This is a genomic window from Marinomonas sp. GJ51-14 (assembly GCF_055808695.1).
On sequence record NZ_CM147879.1, the window covers coordinates 127323 to 144191 of the forward strand.

At 39.3% G+C, this 16869-nt stretch carries 15 protein-coding genes; 7 read left to right on the forward strand and 8 right to left on the reverse strand.

The window, feature by feature from the left end:
* Nucleotides 1-3: 3 nt before the first annotated feature.
* The 3 genes from lepA to glgC all read right to left on the reverse strand — a co-directional run bounded on the left by lepA (nt 4) and on the right by glgC (nt 4427).
* On the reverse strand, nt 4-1806 hold the full coding sequence (lepA, locus tag AC0L3Y_RS00635; protein ID WP_473467503.1) for a translation elongation factor 4: 1803 nt from the start codon (nt 1804-1806) through the stop codon (nt 4-6).
* A 358-nt stretch (nt 1807-2164) separates the two neighbouring features.
* Entirely contained in the window at nt 2165-2797 is a 633-nt protein-coding gene (locus AC0L3Y_RS00640; RefSeq protein WP_473467506.1) for a riboflavin synthase subunit alpha, read from the reverse strand.
* A gap of 379 nt (nt 2798-3176) precedes the next feature.
* Nucleotides 3177-4427, reverse strand: coding sequence for a glucose-1-phosphate adenylyltransferase (glgC, locus tag AC0L3Y_RS00645; protein WP_473467508.1), 1251 nt, complete (start codon nt 4425-4427; stop codon nt 3177-3179).
* Nucleotides 4428-4508: 81 nt separating this feature from the next.
* Between glgC and glgA the strand changes: the two genes are divergently transcribed.
* Nucleotides 4509-5954, forward strand: a complete 1446-nt coding sequence (gene glgA, locus AC0L3Y_RS00650) for a glycogen synthase GlgA (RefSeq protein WP_473467511.1) — start codon at nt 4509-4511, stop codon at nt 5952-5954.
* A gap of 9 nt (nt 5955-5963) precedes the next feature.
* On the opposite strand, the gene AC0L3Y_RS00655 is transcribed toward glgA, so the two are convergent.
* Nucleotides 5964-6803 (reverse strand): substrate-binding periplasmic protein, encoded by an 840-nt coding sequence (locus AC0L3Y_RS00655; RefSeq protein WP_473467513.1) that lies wholly within the window; start codon nt 6801-6803, stop codon nt 5964-5966.
* Nucleotides 6804-6842: 39 nt separating this feature from the next.
* Nucleotides 6843-9059: a transglycosylase domain-containing protein gene (locus AC0L3Y_RS00660; protein ID WP_473467515.1), complete on the reverse strand. Its 2217-nt coding sequence runs from the start codon at nt 9057-9059 to the stop codon at nt 6843-6845.
* 371 nt (nt 9060-9430) lie between these two features.
* On the opposite strand from AC0L3Y_RS00660, the gene AC0L3Y_RS00665 reads away from it, so the two are divergent.
* Genes AC0L3Y_RS00665 through modC form a run of 4 tightly spaced genes read left to right on the forward strand, consistent with a single transcriptional unit; the run spans nt 9431 to nt 12423 of the window.
* Nucleotides 9431-9760 (forward strand): Rieske (2Fe-2S) protein, encoded by a 330-nt coding sequence (locus AC0L3Y_RS00665; RefSeq protein WP_473467518.1) that lies wholly within the window; start codon nt 9431-9433, stop codon nt 9758-9760.
* Between the two features lie 49 nt (nt 9761-9809).
* Nucleotides 9810-10604, forward strand: coding sequence for a molybdate ABC transporter substrate-binding protein (gene modA / locus AC0L3Y_RS00670; protein ID WP_473467520.1), 795 nt, complete (start codon nt 9810-9812; stop codon nt 10602-10604).
* Nucleotides 10605-10615: 11 nt separating this feature from the next.
* Complete coding sequence (gene modB / locus AC0L3Y_RS00675; RefSeq protein ID WP_473467522.1) at nt 10616-11314, forward strand: molybdate ABC transporter permease subunit; 699 nt, start codon at nt 10616-10618, stop codon at nt 11312-11314.
* Nucleotides 11311-12423, forward strand: a complete 1113-nt coding sequence (gene modC / locus AC0L3Y_RS00680; RefSeq protein WP_473467524.1) for a molybdenum ABC transporter ATP-binding protein — start codon at nt 11311-11313, stop codon at nt 12421-12423. The genes modB and modC overlap by 4 nt, the downstream gene beginning before the upstream one ends.
* Here the strand turns inward: modC and AC0L3Y_RS00685 are convergent.
* Complete coding sequence (locus AC0L3Y_RS00685; RefSeq protein ID WP_473467528.1) at nt 12420-13058, reverse strand: HD domain-containing protein; 639 nt, start codon at nt 13056-13058, stop codon at nt 12420-12422. The two genes, modC and AC0L3Y_RS00685, sit on opposite strands and share 4 nt — an antisense overlap.
* A 229-nt stretch (nt 13059-13287) precedes the next feature.
* Between AC0L3Y_RS00685 and AC0L3Y_RS00690 the strand changes: the two genes are divergently transcribed.
* Nucleotides 13288-14160, forward strand: coding sequence for a carboxylate/amino acid/amine transporter (locus AC0L3Y_RS00690; RefSeq protein WP_473467531.1), 873 nt, complete (start codon nt 13288-13290; stop codon nt 14158-14160).
* Nucleotides 14161-14268: 108 nt separating this feature from the next.
* On the opposite strand, the gene AC0L3Y_RS00695 is transcribed toward AC0L3Y_RS00690, so the two are convergent.
* Nucleotides 14269-14979 (reverse strand): YccT family protein, encoded by a 711-nt coding sequence (locus AC0L3Y_RS00695; RefSeq protein ID WP_473467534.1) that lies wholly within the window; start codon nt 14977-14979, stop codon nt 14269-14271.
* Between the two features lie 266 nt (nt 14980-15245).
* Here AC0L3Y_RS00695 and AC0L3Y_RS00700 point away from each other — a divergent pair, with 266 nt between their 5' ends.
* The gene (locus AC0L3Y_RS00700) at nt 15246-16283 is read left to right on the forward strand and encodes a GGDEF domain-containing protein (RefSeq protein WP_473467538.1); all 1038 of its coding nucleotides are present in this window, start codon (nt 15246-15248) and stop codon (nt 16281-16283) included.
* 29 nt (nt 16284-16312) lie between these two features.
* Here AC0L3Y_RS00700 and AC0L3Y_RS00705 read toward each other — a convergent pair whose 3' ends face one another.
* On the reverse strand, nt 16313-16741 hold the full coding sequence (locus tag AC0L3Y_RS00705; RefSeq protein WP_473467541.1) for a GNAT family N-acetyltransferase: 429 nt from the start codon (nt 16739-16741) through the stop codon (nt 16313-16315).
* Nucleotides 16742-16869: the final 128 nt, after the last annotated feature.

The window sequence follows — 16869 nt, forward strand, 5'->3', positions numbered from 1 at the left end:
TGGCTAGCTATCTAATTGCAGCACAGCAAGGAAAGCAGATTGTGGCACTTCAACGTTACCAACTTGCTTCATACGTTTTTTACCGTCTTTCTGTTTCTGCAGCAGTTTTTTCTTACGACTTACATCGCCGCCGTAACATTTTGCGATAACATTTTTACGTAATGCCTTTACAGTAGTTCGAGAAATCACTTTCGCGCCAACCGCACCTTGAATAGCCACATCAAACATTTGACGAGGTATTAAATCTTTCATTTTTTCGCATAAAGCACGACCTTTAAATTGCACATTATCTTTGTGCATAATCAACGCTAATGCATCTACTCGCTCACCGTTGATGAGAATATCCAAGCGCACCAGTGGAGCTGCATTAAAGTGTGAAAAGCTATAATCTAATGATGCAAAACCACGACTGCAAGACTTCAGCTTATCAAAGAAATCCATAACTACTTCGTTCATTGGTAATTCATAACGTAATTGTACTTGGCGACCAACATAAAGCATGTCTTTCTGGATACCACGTTTCTCAATACATAAAGTAATTACGTTACCTAGGTATTCCTGCGGTACCAAAATATTGGCCTCAACAATAGGTTCACGCATTTCTTTAATAGTACCTGGATCAGGCATCTTAGACGGACTATCAACATTGATAATCTCACCCGTATTTAATTCAATTTCATATACCACAGTTGGTGCAGTAGTAATCAAATCCAGGTTGTATTCACGCTCTAAACGCTCTTGAATTATTTCCATGTGCAACATTCCTAAGAAGCCGCAACGGAAACCAAAACCTAATGCATCAGAACTTTCTGGTTCAAAAAACAAAGATGCATCGTTTAAAGTTAACTTATTCAAAGCAACACGAAAGTCTTCGTATTCATCAGAACTAACAGGGAACACACCAGCATAAACCTGAGGTTTCACTTTTTGGAAGCCCGCTAACTGGGCAACATCCGGCGTAGAAGAATGAGTAATCGTATCACCTACTGGCGCGCCATGAATGTCTTTAATACCTGCAACGACATAACCTACTTCACCAGCTCTCAAAACACCCGTTTCTTTACGTTTTGGCGTAAAAATACCTGCCATATCAACCGGGTGAGTTTGCTTAGTAGACTTGATGAAAATCTTATCTTTCTTACGCAAAGTCCCTTGTTTAATTCGAACAAGAGATACAACGCCTAAATAGTTATCAAACCAAGAATCAATAATCAGAGCTTGAAGGGGGGCATCAACATCACCTTCTGGTGGTGGAATAGTCGCAACCAAACGTTCAAGAACATCATCAACGCCCATGCCTGTTTTTGCAGAACAGGTCACAGCGTTCATGGCATCAATACCAATAATTTCTTCTATCTCTGCACAAACTCGTTCAGGCTCAGCTTGAGGCAAGTCAATTTTATTTAATACAGGCATGACTTCTAGACCTTGCTCAATCGCCGTATAACAGTTCGCAACTGACTGAGCTTCTACACCCTGTGCCGCATCAACCACCAGCAAGGCTCCCTCACAAGCAGCCAATGAGCGAGATACTTCATAAGAAAAATCCACGTGGCCTGGTGTATCGATAAAATTCAACTGATAGGTTTGCCCATCTTTCGCGTGATAATCAAGAGTCACACTTTGAGCCTTGATGGTAATTCCACGCTCACGTTCGATGTCCATTGAATCGAGAACCTGTGCGGACATTTCTCGTTCACTCAAACCTTCACAAGTTTGGATAAAACGGTCGGCTAAAGTCGATTTACCGTGGTCGATGTGTGCGATGATGCTAAAATTTCGTATGTGCTTGAGTTTATTAGACATTTTTTACTCTAATTAAGCATTTTTTTGAAAGCTTGTCCTCAAAGAGTACTTACTTTCATGCAATGCTAAGAAAACGATGAAAACATTGCGAGGCATTATACAGAGTGTCTTGTGGAGTTGATAGTATTCTAGGCCAGCTTACCGTGGTAATACTCTAGCCTTGGAGAGTGACACTTTGACGACATTTTTCAAAAAACTTATTAATTCACTCATCACCACAATTAAAGTGTTTTAAATTATGGTTTTCTTTTTAAAAGGCAGTACTATTTTCATATTTTTTAATACTGTAGGAAGGTCACCAAGGTGCCAGAATAGCACCTTGCATTATTTAATAATCAAAATCGTTCTTTATTCAGCCTCAAGGCAAGACAATTCCTTTTTCTTTTAGAATACGCTCAACCGTATCAACCGTAGCTTGTGTGTGGGCATCAATCTCTAGGTTCACCCTATCGCCAATAGACAAAATACCGAATGTCGTCAACCTAAGTGTTTCGGGAATCAAGGAAACTTCTATCCAGTCATCACCAATATCACTGATGGTTAAACTTGAACCATTTAAACCGACATAACCTTTATTAAATAAATAGCGTCTTGCATCTACTTCATTCTGACGATCCGTTGTAAAACGAATATGAACACTTTCTTCAATTTTTTCAATTCGAGACACTGTAACTGTAGTCATGATATGGCCCGACATAACATGACCACCCACTTCATCACCCATTTTAGCAGCACGTTCAAAGTTGACTGTATCACCGGCTTGAAGAAGACCTATATTCGTCAGCTCTAATGTCATATCAATTACATCGAATGTTAGTACATCATGGCCAATTTCAGAGACAGTCAAGCAAACTCCATTAATAGCGACACTTGCACCTAATTGTTGACCTAGCATAACACCTGCAGGAAACACGATTTCTAGACGCTTATTACGCCCCACTTGATGTGCTGCCTGCACACTTGCAGTTCCCTGAACAATACCTGTAAACATAAAACACCCCATTACCGATACAATTTATATGAGTTAATAAATGTACACTAAATCAAAGACTGCAGAAGAAATGAACACCTGATGCTGAAGCCCTATAAAATCTAGGCTTCCGAAAGTTATCATAATTCCACCAATAGGGTTATCCACAGGTTACGTGGATAACCACAACTCAAAAAACATACGAAAAATACTTTTCTAAAAACGACTCTATCTAAAAGACAGCTCCAAAAACTACCTCTACTAATGCGCCCGATTTATCAGAATTCAAGCAAGGTACAGTTAACTCCCGAGTAAAAACACATTTGAACTTCAAACGTACAAAAAAACCGCTTATAAAGCGGATTTCAAGAAAGCAGTAAAATCAATAGAAACATGATAGTTAAGACAGGGCTTCAATCATTTCTTGAGTCACTAGTGTAATGCCATCTGAATTTCGGTAAAACCTTGCAGTGTCCGCCACCGCATCCTCTCCGATAATAGTCCCTTCAGGGATACAGCAATCAGAATCCACTACAACTTTAGTCAAGCGACAGTTACGCCCTATATCACAACGAGGCAACACAACAGATTTATTAACATACGAGTATGAATTCACCCTCACATTGTTAAATAAAATAGATTGTTCAACCGTCGAACCCGATACGATACAACCAGCAGAAACGACCGAATTTAGCGCTGTACCAATACGCTCTTCGTAGTTGTAATTGAACTTAGCCGCAGGACGCTGATACTGCATTGTTCGAATTGGCCAATCCTCGTCATATAAATCCAATTCAGGTGTTAAGCGTGTTAAATCCATATTCGCTTCCCAATAGGCTGTCAAAGTTCCTACATCACGCCAATAAGGCTTAACAGGATAACTAGGATTCTCGACAACACTATTAGCAAAATGATGAGCTTTAATATTGCTACGCCCGACAAATAATGGAATAAGATCCTTACCAAAATCATGACTTGATGCATCATCACTGGCATCAGAACGCAAATTTTCCGACAAAAACTTAGTGTTGAAAATATAGATTCCCATGCTTGCTAGGGAGATATTTGGTTTTCCAGGCATGGTTGGAGGGTTAGAAGGTTTTTCCTCAAAGGCAATAATGTTACTACCTTCATCAATGTGCATAATACCAAACTGATTCGCCTCTTCTATTGGCACCTCAATACAAGCAACAGTAACGTCTGCACCACTCTCAATATGCTCTTTCAGCATACTGCTATAATCTTGTTTATAAACATGATCGCCCGCAAGAATGAGTATGTATTCACTCTCCAAACCATCAATCATACTCAAATTTTGAAACACAGCATCTGCCGTACCACGATACCAGTCACTGCCGGTTTGCTGTTGAGCCGGCCATAATTCTATGAATTCATTAAAATCAGAACGTAAGAAATTCCAACCTCGCTGTACATGCTGATTCAATGTATGGGATCGATATTGTGTTAATACGGCAATTCGTCGCATTCCTGAATTTATGCAATTAGAAAGTGGAAAATCAATGATTTTATACTTACCTGCAATAGGAACAGCAGGTTTAGAGCGATTATCGGTTAATTGTTTTAATCTAGAGCCTCGTCCGCCCGCTAATATAATGGACAAGGTTTTCATACGTGCCGTATTTAAATCCATGTGATGCCCTTAATTTTTTATCAACTCGCTCGTTTCTAGGTATACTCTGATCATTATTCCAAATCAATAAGACGCAAAATAATGAAAATACTCTTCGCAGCTTCTGAAATTTATCCTTTGATTAAAACCGGTGGATTAGCCGATGTTGCAGGCGCCCTACCAGTTGCGTTGAGAAAAAAAGGCCATGATGTCAAACTCATTATGCCAGCTTACAAAGGCCTATTAGAAAAGGTAGCCCCTATTCAGAAGAGTATCAACTTAGGTAACCCTTTTGGTATCGGTGATTTGTTACTTTTAGAAACTCATATCCTTGAAAATAATACGCCAATCTGGTTACTACAATGCCAAGCACTTTATGAACGGGAAGATGGCCCTTACGTCGATAAAGACGGTCTAGACTTTAATGATAACCACATACGCTTTGCCGCGCTATCATGGGCTACAGCGACATTAGCGTTACATGGCCACCTTATGGACTGGCAAGCTGACTTACTGCACCTCAATGATTGGCAAACAGGCTTCGCTGCAGCATATTTGGAAAGCTGGAAGACAGAACATATCCCAGTTGTCACTACCGTACATAATTTACGTTACAACGGTAGTTTTGATATGAATCAATTTGCAGACACTCATTTATCACCGGAACTACTCAGCATGCATGGTATGGAGTTTTATGGGCGGTTCTCTGGCCTCAAAGCCGGTTTGGTTTATGCCGATGCTGTGACAACAGTAAGCCCTACTTATGCCAAAGAAATACTCACTCCAGAATACGGTGATGGTTTAGACGGTGTACTCAGAGCAATGCAAGAAAGGCTTTTCGGTATTTTAAATGGTGTCGACTATGACCAGTGGTCACCAGAGAAAGACACGCTTATACCTCATAATTACGACTCAAATCACCTCGATCAAAAACAGAAGAACAAACTCGCGCTTTTAAGGGAAAACCACCTGCCAGAAGACATTAGCCAACCGATATTTGGTATTGTCAGTCGACTCACAGAACAAAAAGGCTTAGATCTCGTTCTAGAGGTTATGCCGGCACTATTAAAGAAAGGTGCCCGCCTTATTGTTCTTGGATCAGGAGACAAATCATTAGAAGCTGGTTATTTAGAATTACAGCGCCTCTTCCCAGAACAAGTAGCGGTGACTATTGGATATTTTGAAGATTACTCACATCGTTTACAAGCAGGTATTGATGCCTTACTTATTCCATCAAGATTCGAACCTTGCGGATTAACACAACTCTATGCTCTAAAATACGGAACCCTGCCAGTAGTGAGACAAACGGGTGGACTAGCCGATACCGTCTTTGAAGAAGACCAGAAAGATAAAAAAGCCAATGGTTTTGTTTTCAAAAACGCCGACAATGAATCATTGCAAGCGGCTATGGAGCGTTGTTACGACGAATTTAAAGACATTAACCGCTGGCAAGAAAAACAAAGAAACGCGATGGGGTACGATTACAGTTGGGAAGCTGTCACCGATCAATGGGTTAATTTATATAATTCCCTTATCAAGCGTAAATAACCCCTTATATCATTCAATCAACAAATCTGAGTGGCTACGACTTCCCCAATCTTGTACACCATCAACCAATGCTTTTTCTGTAAAGCCATCATTATTCATGCTCTGTAGAGCAAGGGCAATTTGGTGTTTAACAGAAGTGGTATTACAAGGTGAGCTTTTAGACATAGTCAAATACAAGCCTTCACTACTAATATAAGGAGACACAGAAACAATTTTGTCTGATAACCCTAAAATAGTCGCATAAGCATGGGCTGGATTCTTTTCATACAAAACATAATCTACTCGATCTGCAGCTAACATGCGTAACGCCTGGGATAAACTGGCCACAGCAAGTATGTTTAAACTACGTTTAGCGTATTGGTCAAACTCTTGCCCAAAACTGTTATTAATAACAGTAACTCCCCACTTATCTTCTAAATCTTCTTTTTTACTAAACGGAAATTGCTTATCTTTTTGTTGCCAAACCACACTAGTTGTATGCAACATCACAGGGGTAAAGTAGTCCATATAATTGGCACGCTCATTGGTATAAAAAGCGCCAGCCATTAAATCAATACGACCATTTTTCACTTCTGTTTGAGCTCGCGACCAAGGCCCGACATGAATAAGCTTAATAGGAATCCCAATCCGTCGACTAACTTCGTCAATGATAAGGCGATTTACACCACTTAATTCTATTGATGTGGGTGTTTCTCTCCATAAAAACGGAGGGTATTCGGAGTTTCCAGATGCTGTAAGAGAAGTACAAGTTGAGAAAGGAGATAATCGAGCACTCGTTTCGCCAGATGCAATGCCTGAATAGAAAAAGCTAGCAATAAGACAAAAAAACAAGTTTGTATGCAGTCGCATTCTGTACTACTCCTTACACATTAAAAGCTATATGATTTCTTAAAAGGGCCAAAAACAAGAAGAACTGTCTTTCGGTTCAGTACCTAAAATAAATGCTAACGGTGTTTTATCATTGCAACGTTCTGCTGCAATTTCAAATTTATTATCCAATACGTTAAAGCGTGCTGCACCACTAGGCAAGGTATCAGGCAAAGATCTAGGGTTTACATTCTGTGTGAAGTCGATCCACACTTTTTGTGCACCACTACTGCCAGTTATACTTAACGGAACATTATCGTCATCGCCCAGCCACACTGTCGTAGAATAATCTCCTGTTATACCAATATACCAGCTGTCCTTCTGTTGATTTGTTGTGCCTGTTTTTGCAGCAAAATTAAGTCCGGGAAATGCCGCTTGAGCAGCTCTAGCCGTCCCGATTTTTGGAGTCTTCGTCATTCCATCTAACGTTACAGCAAGTACTGCATCGGTAAAAGGCACTTCATTATCTTGATCAAACCGTTTCATCAAATGATCATCTTGATCCATTACAGCAAGTACAACCCCTAACTCACTACTCTGACCTTGAGAAGCAATTGGTTGATAAAGTCTCGACACCTCAAAAGGAGATAACTCCAAGGCACCTAACGCCATCGCAGGATGCATTGTAAAAGGCCTCTTAACACCTAATTGTCGCAAAGCATCTCCAATCCGATCAAAGCCTACTTCTTGCGCCAAATTCACTGTAGCTAAATTATAGGATTTCGCCATAGCCTCATACAAATGAACAACACCATGTGTTCTTCGATCGTAGTTCTCTGGCTCCCAAATTTGACCGCCAACATTAAATCGTAAACGCTTATCTTCAATTTTGGACCACCATGTATAGCGCCCTGTAGCTAAAGCAGATAGGTACAGCGGAGGCTTAACTAGTGAGCCAATTGGCCTTACTGCACCTAACGCACGATTAAAACCGGTATAATACTGTCCGCTGGATCCTACAATGGCACGAACCTGTCCAGATTCTCGATCTGTGACCACCATAGCACCTTGCAAGCCTTTTAACTTCGGATCCCTTTTTTCCAAAGCCCCAACTTGCCGTTGCATAGCTAAACTTGCAGCTCTCTGAGCTCGAATATCAACACCGGTGTAAATTCGTAAATTCTTCGTCGCCAATGTAGTTTCATCAAAATCTCGAGACAATTGCATTGCTACAAGGTCGAGATAATCACCGTAAACGGAACGCTCTTTTTGTTTACTCGCCAGACGAATAGGCTGTTTTATCAAACTATTATAATCAGCCTCAGATAATCGACCTTGGCTTTTCAACACGCCCAATACTGTATTACGGCGAGCTTTCGCTCGATTAGGAGAACGTTCAGGGTTATAAAGAGATGGACCTTTTACCATACCAACTAAAAGAGCAAATTCGTCAATATTCAATTCATTAACAGGCCGTCCAAAGAAGTGCTGACTGGCCGCTGCAAAGCCATGCAAAGCACTGCTACCCAGTTGAGCTAAGTACACTTCATTCATGTAAGCTGTAATGATAGCGTCTTTGGAATAGTGATATTCAAGCAGCAAACTCATGACAACTTCAGTTAGTTTTCGCGTGTAGGTTCGCTCTGAGCTCAAGAACATGTTTTTAACAAGTTGTTGCGTTAAGGTTGAACCACCTTGACGACGAGAACCATGGGTGAAGTTAACAACCACAGCTCGGGCAATACCTGTTAAAGAAATCCCCCAATGATGATAAAAATCTTGGTCTTCCACAGAAATGAGAATATCAATTAAGGTACTAGGAATTTCGTCATACCTTAATATTTGTCGGCTTTCTGTATTACCCCCGTATAAAAAACCAATACGCTGAGGTTCAATTCTGGCTTCTTCAACTTCTGAACCACTCAATGTCTGGATAGAAAGTCGACCATTTTGAAAAGAAAAAATTCGCCTTTCACTTTCATGAAAACCGAGATGATCAACATAAGAACGTAGGTGCGCACTGACTTTTGTTTGACTGCGAGCCGCCCAGCCTACATTTTGACTATTACGGCCAAAACGGTAGCCCGTTTCTTCAAGTAAGTTTTCTAAATCTTGTTTTTTCCAAGGAGCACCACTCTTGAGAATAATAGGGGCACTATAAACCTCTGAAGGTACTTGCCACTTTTGTCCTTCAAAGCGATTCACAACCTGAGAATTCAACCACCAGACCCAACCAGCAAAAGGAATACTGCCAATTAAGGAAAAAATAAGTCCCCATTTAAAAAGGGCACGAAACATCCGCCTAAAAAGTGAAGATTTAGATACTTTTCTCTTTCGGGTCGGGGACTTACGTGTAGATTTTGTGGGTGTTTTTTTGGCCATAGCAGAGAAGTATAAGGAGCTTATGATGCGCAAGCAACGTTATCAAAAGAACTAACTCAATTCTTGCATATTGACTCATGCATCCTAGCGCTTTAGAGTCCTTCCTAACGGAAAGTTTATTTTACTGACATTTTCCTTAATTAAATTTATACAGTCGGCAACAAAATTGAGAATAAATACAACTGAGGTGCAGCTTTCACAAGCTATTTTTCAGTTGAACCATTAACAGCAAATATCAATTTTATTGAAATAAACAACATTAATTATAATAAAAGTGCGGTACTCACGTGTTTAATAAGCATTTAATACCTAATACGCAAAGCCTTTCTGAAGGTCAAGCGCTTAACATCAAAGTAGAAAAGTACGACTTCTTGATTACTAAACAACAAGGACAAATTATTGCTTACGAGAACAATTGTCCTCATCAAAACAAACCTCTTAACAGCTCAGCTGAAAAAGCACTTGATAATGAAGGCGACTACTTAAAATGTCACCACCATGGGGCGCTCTTTTCACCAAAAGATGGTTCATGCATTACGGGTCCTTGTCAGGGAAGTCACTTGAAAAGAGCAATCGTCGGTATGGAACAGGGCAATTGTTATTTGTTGCTCGCCTAATTTCCATTAAACTCGTTTGTCACCTGAAGAGTGGGCCAAGCAAAAACGGATGATAAACAAAACATTTTTAGTCGCTAGGCAATTTATCAAAAATATTAAGATAGTTGCCTTGCCTTTCCTCTTTCTTTGGAGCTTATTGACTCCTAGCCAATCATTTGCAAACAATTTACACCTTGCTGTAGCATCTAATTTCATCGTACCAATCGAACACTTAGCTAAGGCATTCGAAAAAGAAACAGGTCACAAACTAACCTTATCTTTTGGTTCATCAGGTAAACTCTTCGCACAAATCAAACACGGCGCACCATATGACATCTTTCTCTCTGCTGATTTAATAAAGCCACACACTCTTATTGAGGATCAAATTGCCGTCCCTAAAAGCCTAACCATTTATGCCAAAGGTCAATTAGCACTTTGGTCAAAGGCTACGGCTCCTTTAAGCTCTTTAGAAGAAGCATTGTTCAATGCAAAGCGTATTGCCATTGCCAACCCTAAATTAGCTCCTTATGGAAAAGCAGCAGAGGAAAGCCTACGTCATTTGTCCTTATGGGATAAGGTTCAGAGCAAATTAGTACGAGGGGAAAACATAGGTCAAACTTACCAGTTTGTTTATTCGCAAAACGCCAACATCGGATTTGTGGCACTGTCTCAAGTTCAAGTGAACCAAGCTGAAGGTCAGATGATAAGAGTTCCAAGCAGTCTTTATAGCGATATCAATCAAGCAGCAGTGATCCTAAACAGAACAGAAGATATAGCATTAGCTAAATCCTTTATGTCCTTCTTAATGCGAGTTGACAGTCAAGCTCAAATAGCTCAATTTGGCTATATAACAGTACAAAACTAGGTAAACATTCCATGCAATTCAGTCCAGAAGACATCGACGCTATATGGCTGACGTTAAAGCTTGCAAGCTTAGTCACCCTATTATTGCTCTTTGTTAGTACCCCAATTGCTTGGTGGCTTGCCCGTACCCAATCTTGGTTAAAAGGCCCCATCAATGCTATTGTGGCCATGCCGCTTATTTTACCACCAACAGTACTCGGGTTTTATTTACTGATTTTTTTAGGGCCTCAAGGTCCAATCGGACAGTTCTTGGGTCAGCTTGGCTTTTCACCATTACCTTTTAGTTTTTCAGGTTTGGTGGTGGCTTCCATGTTGTATTCATTACCTTTTGTCGTTCAGCCCATTCAAAATGCATTTCTAGCTATAGGAAATAGTCCTTTAGAAGCTGCGGCAACTCTGCGCTCATCGCCATTAGATAGATTTCTTTATATTGCGGTTCCTCTTGCAAAACCTGGTTACATCAGTGCTACGGTATTAGGCTTTGCTCATACTGTTGGAGAGTTTGGCGTGGTGTTAATGATAGGCGGAAATATTCCTAATGAAACACGGGTTATTTCAGTGCAAATATACGATCACGTTGAAGCTCTGGAATATGGCCAAGCTCATTCTCTCTCCTTACTTATGGTTGCCTTTGCTTTTGTTGTCCTCGCTTTTTTGTATAGCATCCAAAGGCGACAAAAAAGCCAATCGGTAACAGGTAGCTTACTATGACAGAAAGCAAAGATTACCTTTCATCCAACACATTGAACATTCTTGTTTCCCAGAAAAAATCAAGAGTGTCTGACTTTACTTTAAACCTTGACATTAAAATTCCGAACTCAGGCGTAACCGCTTTATTCGGGCCTTCAGGTTCAGGTAAAACTACCCTATTACGTTGTATAGCTGGGTTGGATAAACATCTAAAAAGCAATATTAGTCTAAATGGCGAAATATGGCAGAATGACAAACTGTCACTCCCCACTCACCGCAGGCCTATTGGTTATGTATTTCAAGAAGCCAACCTATTCCCTCATCTAACAGCAGGAGAAAACCTGAATTTCGCCACCAAACGAGCAGACAAAACACAGACAATTATCTCTTATGAAGATGTCATCCGTTTAATGGAAATTGAACCGCTTCTATCTCAGTATCCAGCACAACTCTCTGGTGGTGAGCGACAAAGAATCGCAATCGCTAGAGCACTTTTAATCCAGCCAAAATTACTTCTGATGGACGAACCTCTAGCTGCTTTAGATGAAGCTTTAAAACAAGAAATTTTGCCCTATTTAGAGCAACTGTGTCACAGTGCTAACATACCTATTATTTATGTTAGTCACTCACTTGATGAGGTCATTCGGTTAGCAGACCATATGATTGTTCTAGAAAAAGGAAATGTGGTTGAAGAAGGTCAAACACAAACCCTATTAGGAAAACTCAGTACATCATTCTCTAGGCATCAAGATGCCAGTGTCGTGGTTTCAGGTATTGTGATAAAACAAGAAGAGGAATGGGGACTATCATGGTTAAAGATCAGCGATCAAACCATTGCGTTTAAGCAAGGCAAAGAAAAATTAGGAGATACTCTGCGCCTAAGAATCAAATCAAAAGACGTTAGTCTGTCACTAAGTGAACAAGAAGATTCAAGTATCTTAAATCGACTTCACGTCACTATTGACGATATGGAAAAAGATCCAAAAGATCCAGGTATGATGATGATTAGACTACTGACTGATAACACCCCTATTCTTGCCAAAATCACCACTTTATCTGCACATAAACTAACACTTTCAAAAGGCCAAAAAGTCATTGCTCAAATTAAATCTGTGGCACTTATACATTAAATTTCTCGTGCTAGTTGATGTAAAAACTCCCTCATGACACCTTCTCTCCTTTTTCCTTCCGTTCTGGCTGACAAAGTTATCAGACTCTGGGCAATACAAAAGAGCTTATTATAAAAATGATCAATCGAATACAAGGTATCATCAGGTTTACGTACTTCACAAAATGGATCATCAGGTGCATATAAAGCTCGATTAAGCATACCACTTACTTGCATACAGCGAGCGACGCCAACGGCACCCAATGCATCTAGGCGATCCGCATCTTGAACTATTTCTGCTTCCAAGCTTTCAGGCGTTATGTTCGCACTAAAGCTATGGGCCCGAATGGCGTGATGAATTGCTTGGTAATATTCAGCGGGGTAATGGATAGAGGTTAGAAACTCAATAGCTTTATCCCCTGACATAGTCGAAGCTAAATGTCGATCTGGGTGATTTTTTGGTAAAGACACACAATCATGCAACCACGCAGCAGGCACCACAATCGCTAGCTCAGCTCTTTCCTCTATCGCCAATTGTTTGGCGACCTTTACTACACGCGAGATATGGCTGATATCGTGGGCTACATCAGCATGGCCTTGTGATTCTAAAAAATCACGACAACGCACTTCAAATTTAGGTAAAAAATCGAGAGTCATTATTTTCTAGCTTCCACTTAATTTAAGCCTTGATATAAATCCTAGTTAATCCCACAAAAAGTAAGCCTAACTGAAAGCTCCCTTTCAAAACAGAACTCTCAAAATAAAAACGACAAAAAGATCAATTAAAAACCATTAGTAAACCAAATTTAAAAATTAAGTAAACTAATTTGCGGTTATGTAAAAAATAAGTAAACTGGCAAAAAATTTATTTAAGGAATACATTTTTATGCCAATACTCATTGCCGTCACCATACTTTGGGCGTTTTCATTCAGCTTGATTGGGGTTTATCTCGCCGGTCAGGTTGATGCTTGGTTTTCAGTACTCATACGCGTTGCATTAGCAACGGCGGTATTTTTACCTTTTTTGAAGTTTCGTCAAATTGAAGCAAATGTTGCTTTAAAATTGATGGTCTGTGGTGCGCTGCAACTCGGCATTATGTATGGCTTCTATTACCAATCTTTCTTATATTTATCAGTCCCTGAGGGACTGTTATTCACAGTAATGACGCCTCTTTATGTAACACTAATAAACGATATATTAGATCGTCGATTCAATATTGGTTTTGCTCTTTGTTCTTTACTCGCTATTCTTGGAGCCGTTGCTATTCGCTATCAAGGCGTAGATGAAGGCTTTATTAAAGGCCTACTTATAGTACAGGGTGCAAATATCTGCTTTGCAGCAGGACAAGTTGGTTATAAACGCGTCATCACCAAAAACCACCCAGGTATTGCCCAACGCACTGTCTTTGGTTGGTTTTTCCTAGGTGCATTGGCAGTTGTTATTCCTTGCTACCTTTTATTAGGAAATCCGGACAAACTTCCAACTACAAATTTACAATGGGGAATTCTTATTTATCTAGGCATTGTTGCTTCTGGTTTAGGCTATTTTGCTTGGAATAAAGGCGCAACAAAAGTAGATGTAGGAACCTTGGCAATTGCTAATAACCTGCTTATTCCTACAGGCATTTTGGTCAACGTTCTATTCTGGAATCGCGATGCAGATATTCTGCGCTTGGTTATTGGCGGTAGTATTATTGTACTAGCTCTTTGGCTGAACGATAAATTCAACCAAAGATTCACTAAAGCACAACCAGCCTAAACCTCATTAGGCCATAAAAAGACCCTACGCATGAAGTGACCCCCAATAGTTGGACAACCAATATTGGAGGTTCTTTTTTATGGTTGAAATTAACGATTCAAAATTATTTTACAAGCCAAACCTGAAACGTTTTTTCTCTTCATCTGTCGCCTTATTAAACCAAAACTGCATCATTTCTAATTGAATACTTGAACCCCTTGGTTTATATAAATCATCAGCAATCAAGATGCGCATTTCTTGTCGAGTCGCTTCATCAGATTGGTTATACCAATATTGCAGCCTACTCAAGGTTATATTTTCTTTCATCAAGAGTGGCGCTGGTGCTGGACCATTGGCTACAGAGAGCTTCTCTGCTGTCAAATGTTCAATCTCATTCACATAATTACGAGTATTTTGTAACCCAGTTTTTTCTAACAGAATTTCCTGACGGTACTGAACTTCTTTACCACTAACATCATCAACGACAGTGAAAATAGGTTCTTTAGAAAATGCCTTAGCTTGTTTTATATTCGATATATAAGGCGCTTTCAAAGTTAGATAAGCATCTTTGCCAAATGCTATATCCAATACTATAGGTTCCGACTGATAAGCTTCTGTATCACCACCTGCTCTCAATAGTTTATTAAACCGAACGACTATCTGATGCTGTCCTTCATCCAAATTCACTTTGAAATCACTCCCAAACTGATTTGCACTTTCAAGATCCACATACATAATTTCAAACGACCTTGGCACTTCAAAGGTTGCTGCATAAACAGGTAAAACCAATACACAATAAAACAAAGCACCATATGCAATAAAACGTTTTTTCAATGTCATTACTTACCTCTTAAAAAAATTCGTTCTCATGGTGAATCTAACACAATGCTTTAATCTGTTTTATGGATTTACTTGATGCTGGGCTATCTTGCTAATTCTTGTCTTTTTTCATCACCAACAAAGGGGTCAAGACTAAACATATTTAGAATAAAAAAGGATAAAACGAAAAAATCTATCCAGTCTCATGTATAATTTTTAACTTAAGCATCACCTAATTAAGCATGATCTAAAATTGATGCCAACAAATGGACTGATAAAATCAATTTATGCACACAACTAAACAAGCAGAACTAAACCACAGGCTAACCCTACGAATTGTAGAACTAACCATTGCCACTTTAATATGTGCAATTACCATCCGGCCTTTATTGTCAGAGATACACCCCTATTTTTTATGGATAGAATTTATTGATTTAACCCTAGCGGTGATTTTCTATTTTATTATCCGTGCTGGCTTTTTAGAAAAATGGGAGATAGCCATATCATTAACGGCTTCCAACCTTCTTATTTTGCCTCTTCTTGCAATATCGGGAGGTATAAACAGCCCATTAGCTTTTTTCTTACCTTTGTTCCCTATCATGGCAGCATTAATAGGAGGTAGATTAGAGTCCCTTATCATCGGCATTATTTTGATCATATCAACTGTCTTAGCTAGCATATTCGGTGATGCTATTATGGACTTAAACGATCACTTATATTCAGATGAAAAAACCCTTAGTCGCAGTTTTTGGTTAATAGCTACCATTATTTTCAGCATGTTTTTCGGGCGTTTTTTCCTACAAAAATACACCGAATTAACAGATCAGCTTAAAGACGAAAACCTTCAAGATCCACTAACTAGCCTATTAAATCGACGTGGATTAAGCTTCTATTTTGACAAAGAGCTAAATAAAGCAAACATCAACTCACCATTAACCTTGATGTTAGTTGATATTGATTATTTTAAAAGTATCAATGATGTATACGGTCACGATGTGGGCGATTTATGCTTAATTGAAGTAGCTAAAGCACTAAAAGAAGAGCTTAGAAAAAATGATATAATTGCTCGATTTGGTGGTGAAGAATTTATAATTATTTTACCAAACACCGCTTTAACGAAAGCAATCACAATAGCTGAAGCACTTAGAAGTAAAGTATCCCAAGGCACTTATAGTGAGTTCAAACTTCCTTTAACTGTTACCTTCGGAATCACCCAATCAGAAGCAAAAAATGAAACCACGCTAAAAATGATTAAACGTGCGGATAAAGCACTTTACAAAGGAAAAGATAAAGGTCGTAATCGGGTAGAAGTGTCAGAAGGCTAATTAGCCTTAAATCTATATGATGAAATATCTTAATTCTTATAAATATTGGGATTCCATTTTTGCATAAATGTTGAAGGATCATTCAGTTCGGTATAACCAAATTTTTTATACAAGCCATGAGCATCTTTTGTCGCTAGTAATATACGACGCAAACCTTGTAATGAAGAGTGGTTATGGATCTCTTCCATAAGCCATTTAGACAACCCCTTCCCTCTGTGTGCTTCATCAATAAACACGTCCGCCAAATATGCAAATGTTGCATGATCTGTAATCATTCGGGCAAAGCCGATCTGTTTATTTTCAGCAGTAAAAACACCAAAGCAGAGTGAGTTTTCTAATGCTTTTTGTAGAGTTTCTACTGGAATACCTTCTGCCCAATAAGTCGTTGCTATATAAGAATGAATGGCATCAAAATCCATATCCTCAGCACGACTACTAATACGATAATTTTTCATCATTCATGCGGTCTCATTGATACACTACCCTATTATTAGCAAGGTATTAGAACCCAAGCAATAACGTTATTTAGAAACTAAACATCATAATCTGCTGATAAAAAGCCAATATCAGCAGCCAGTTCAAGTAA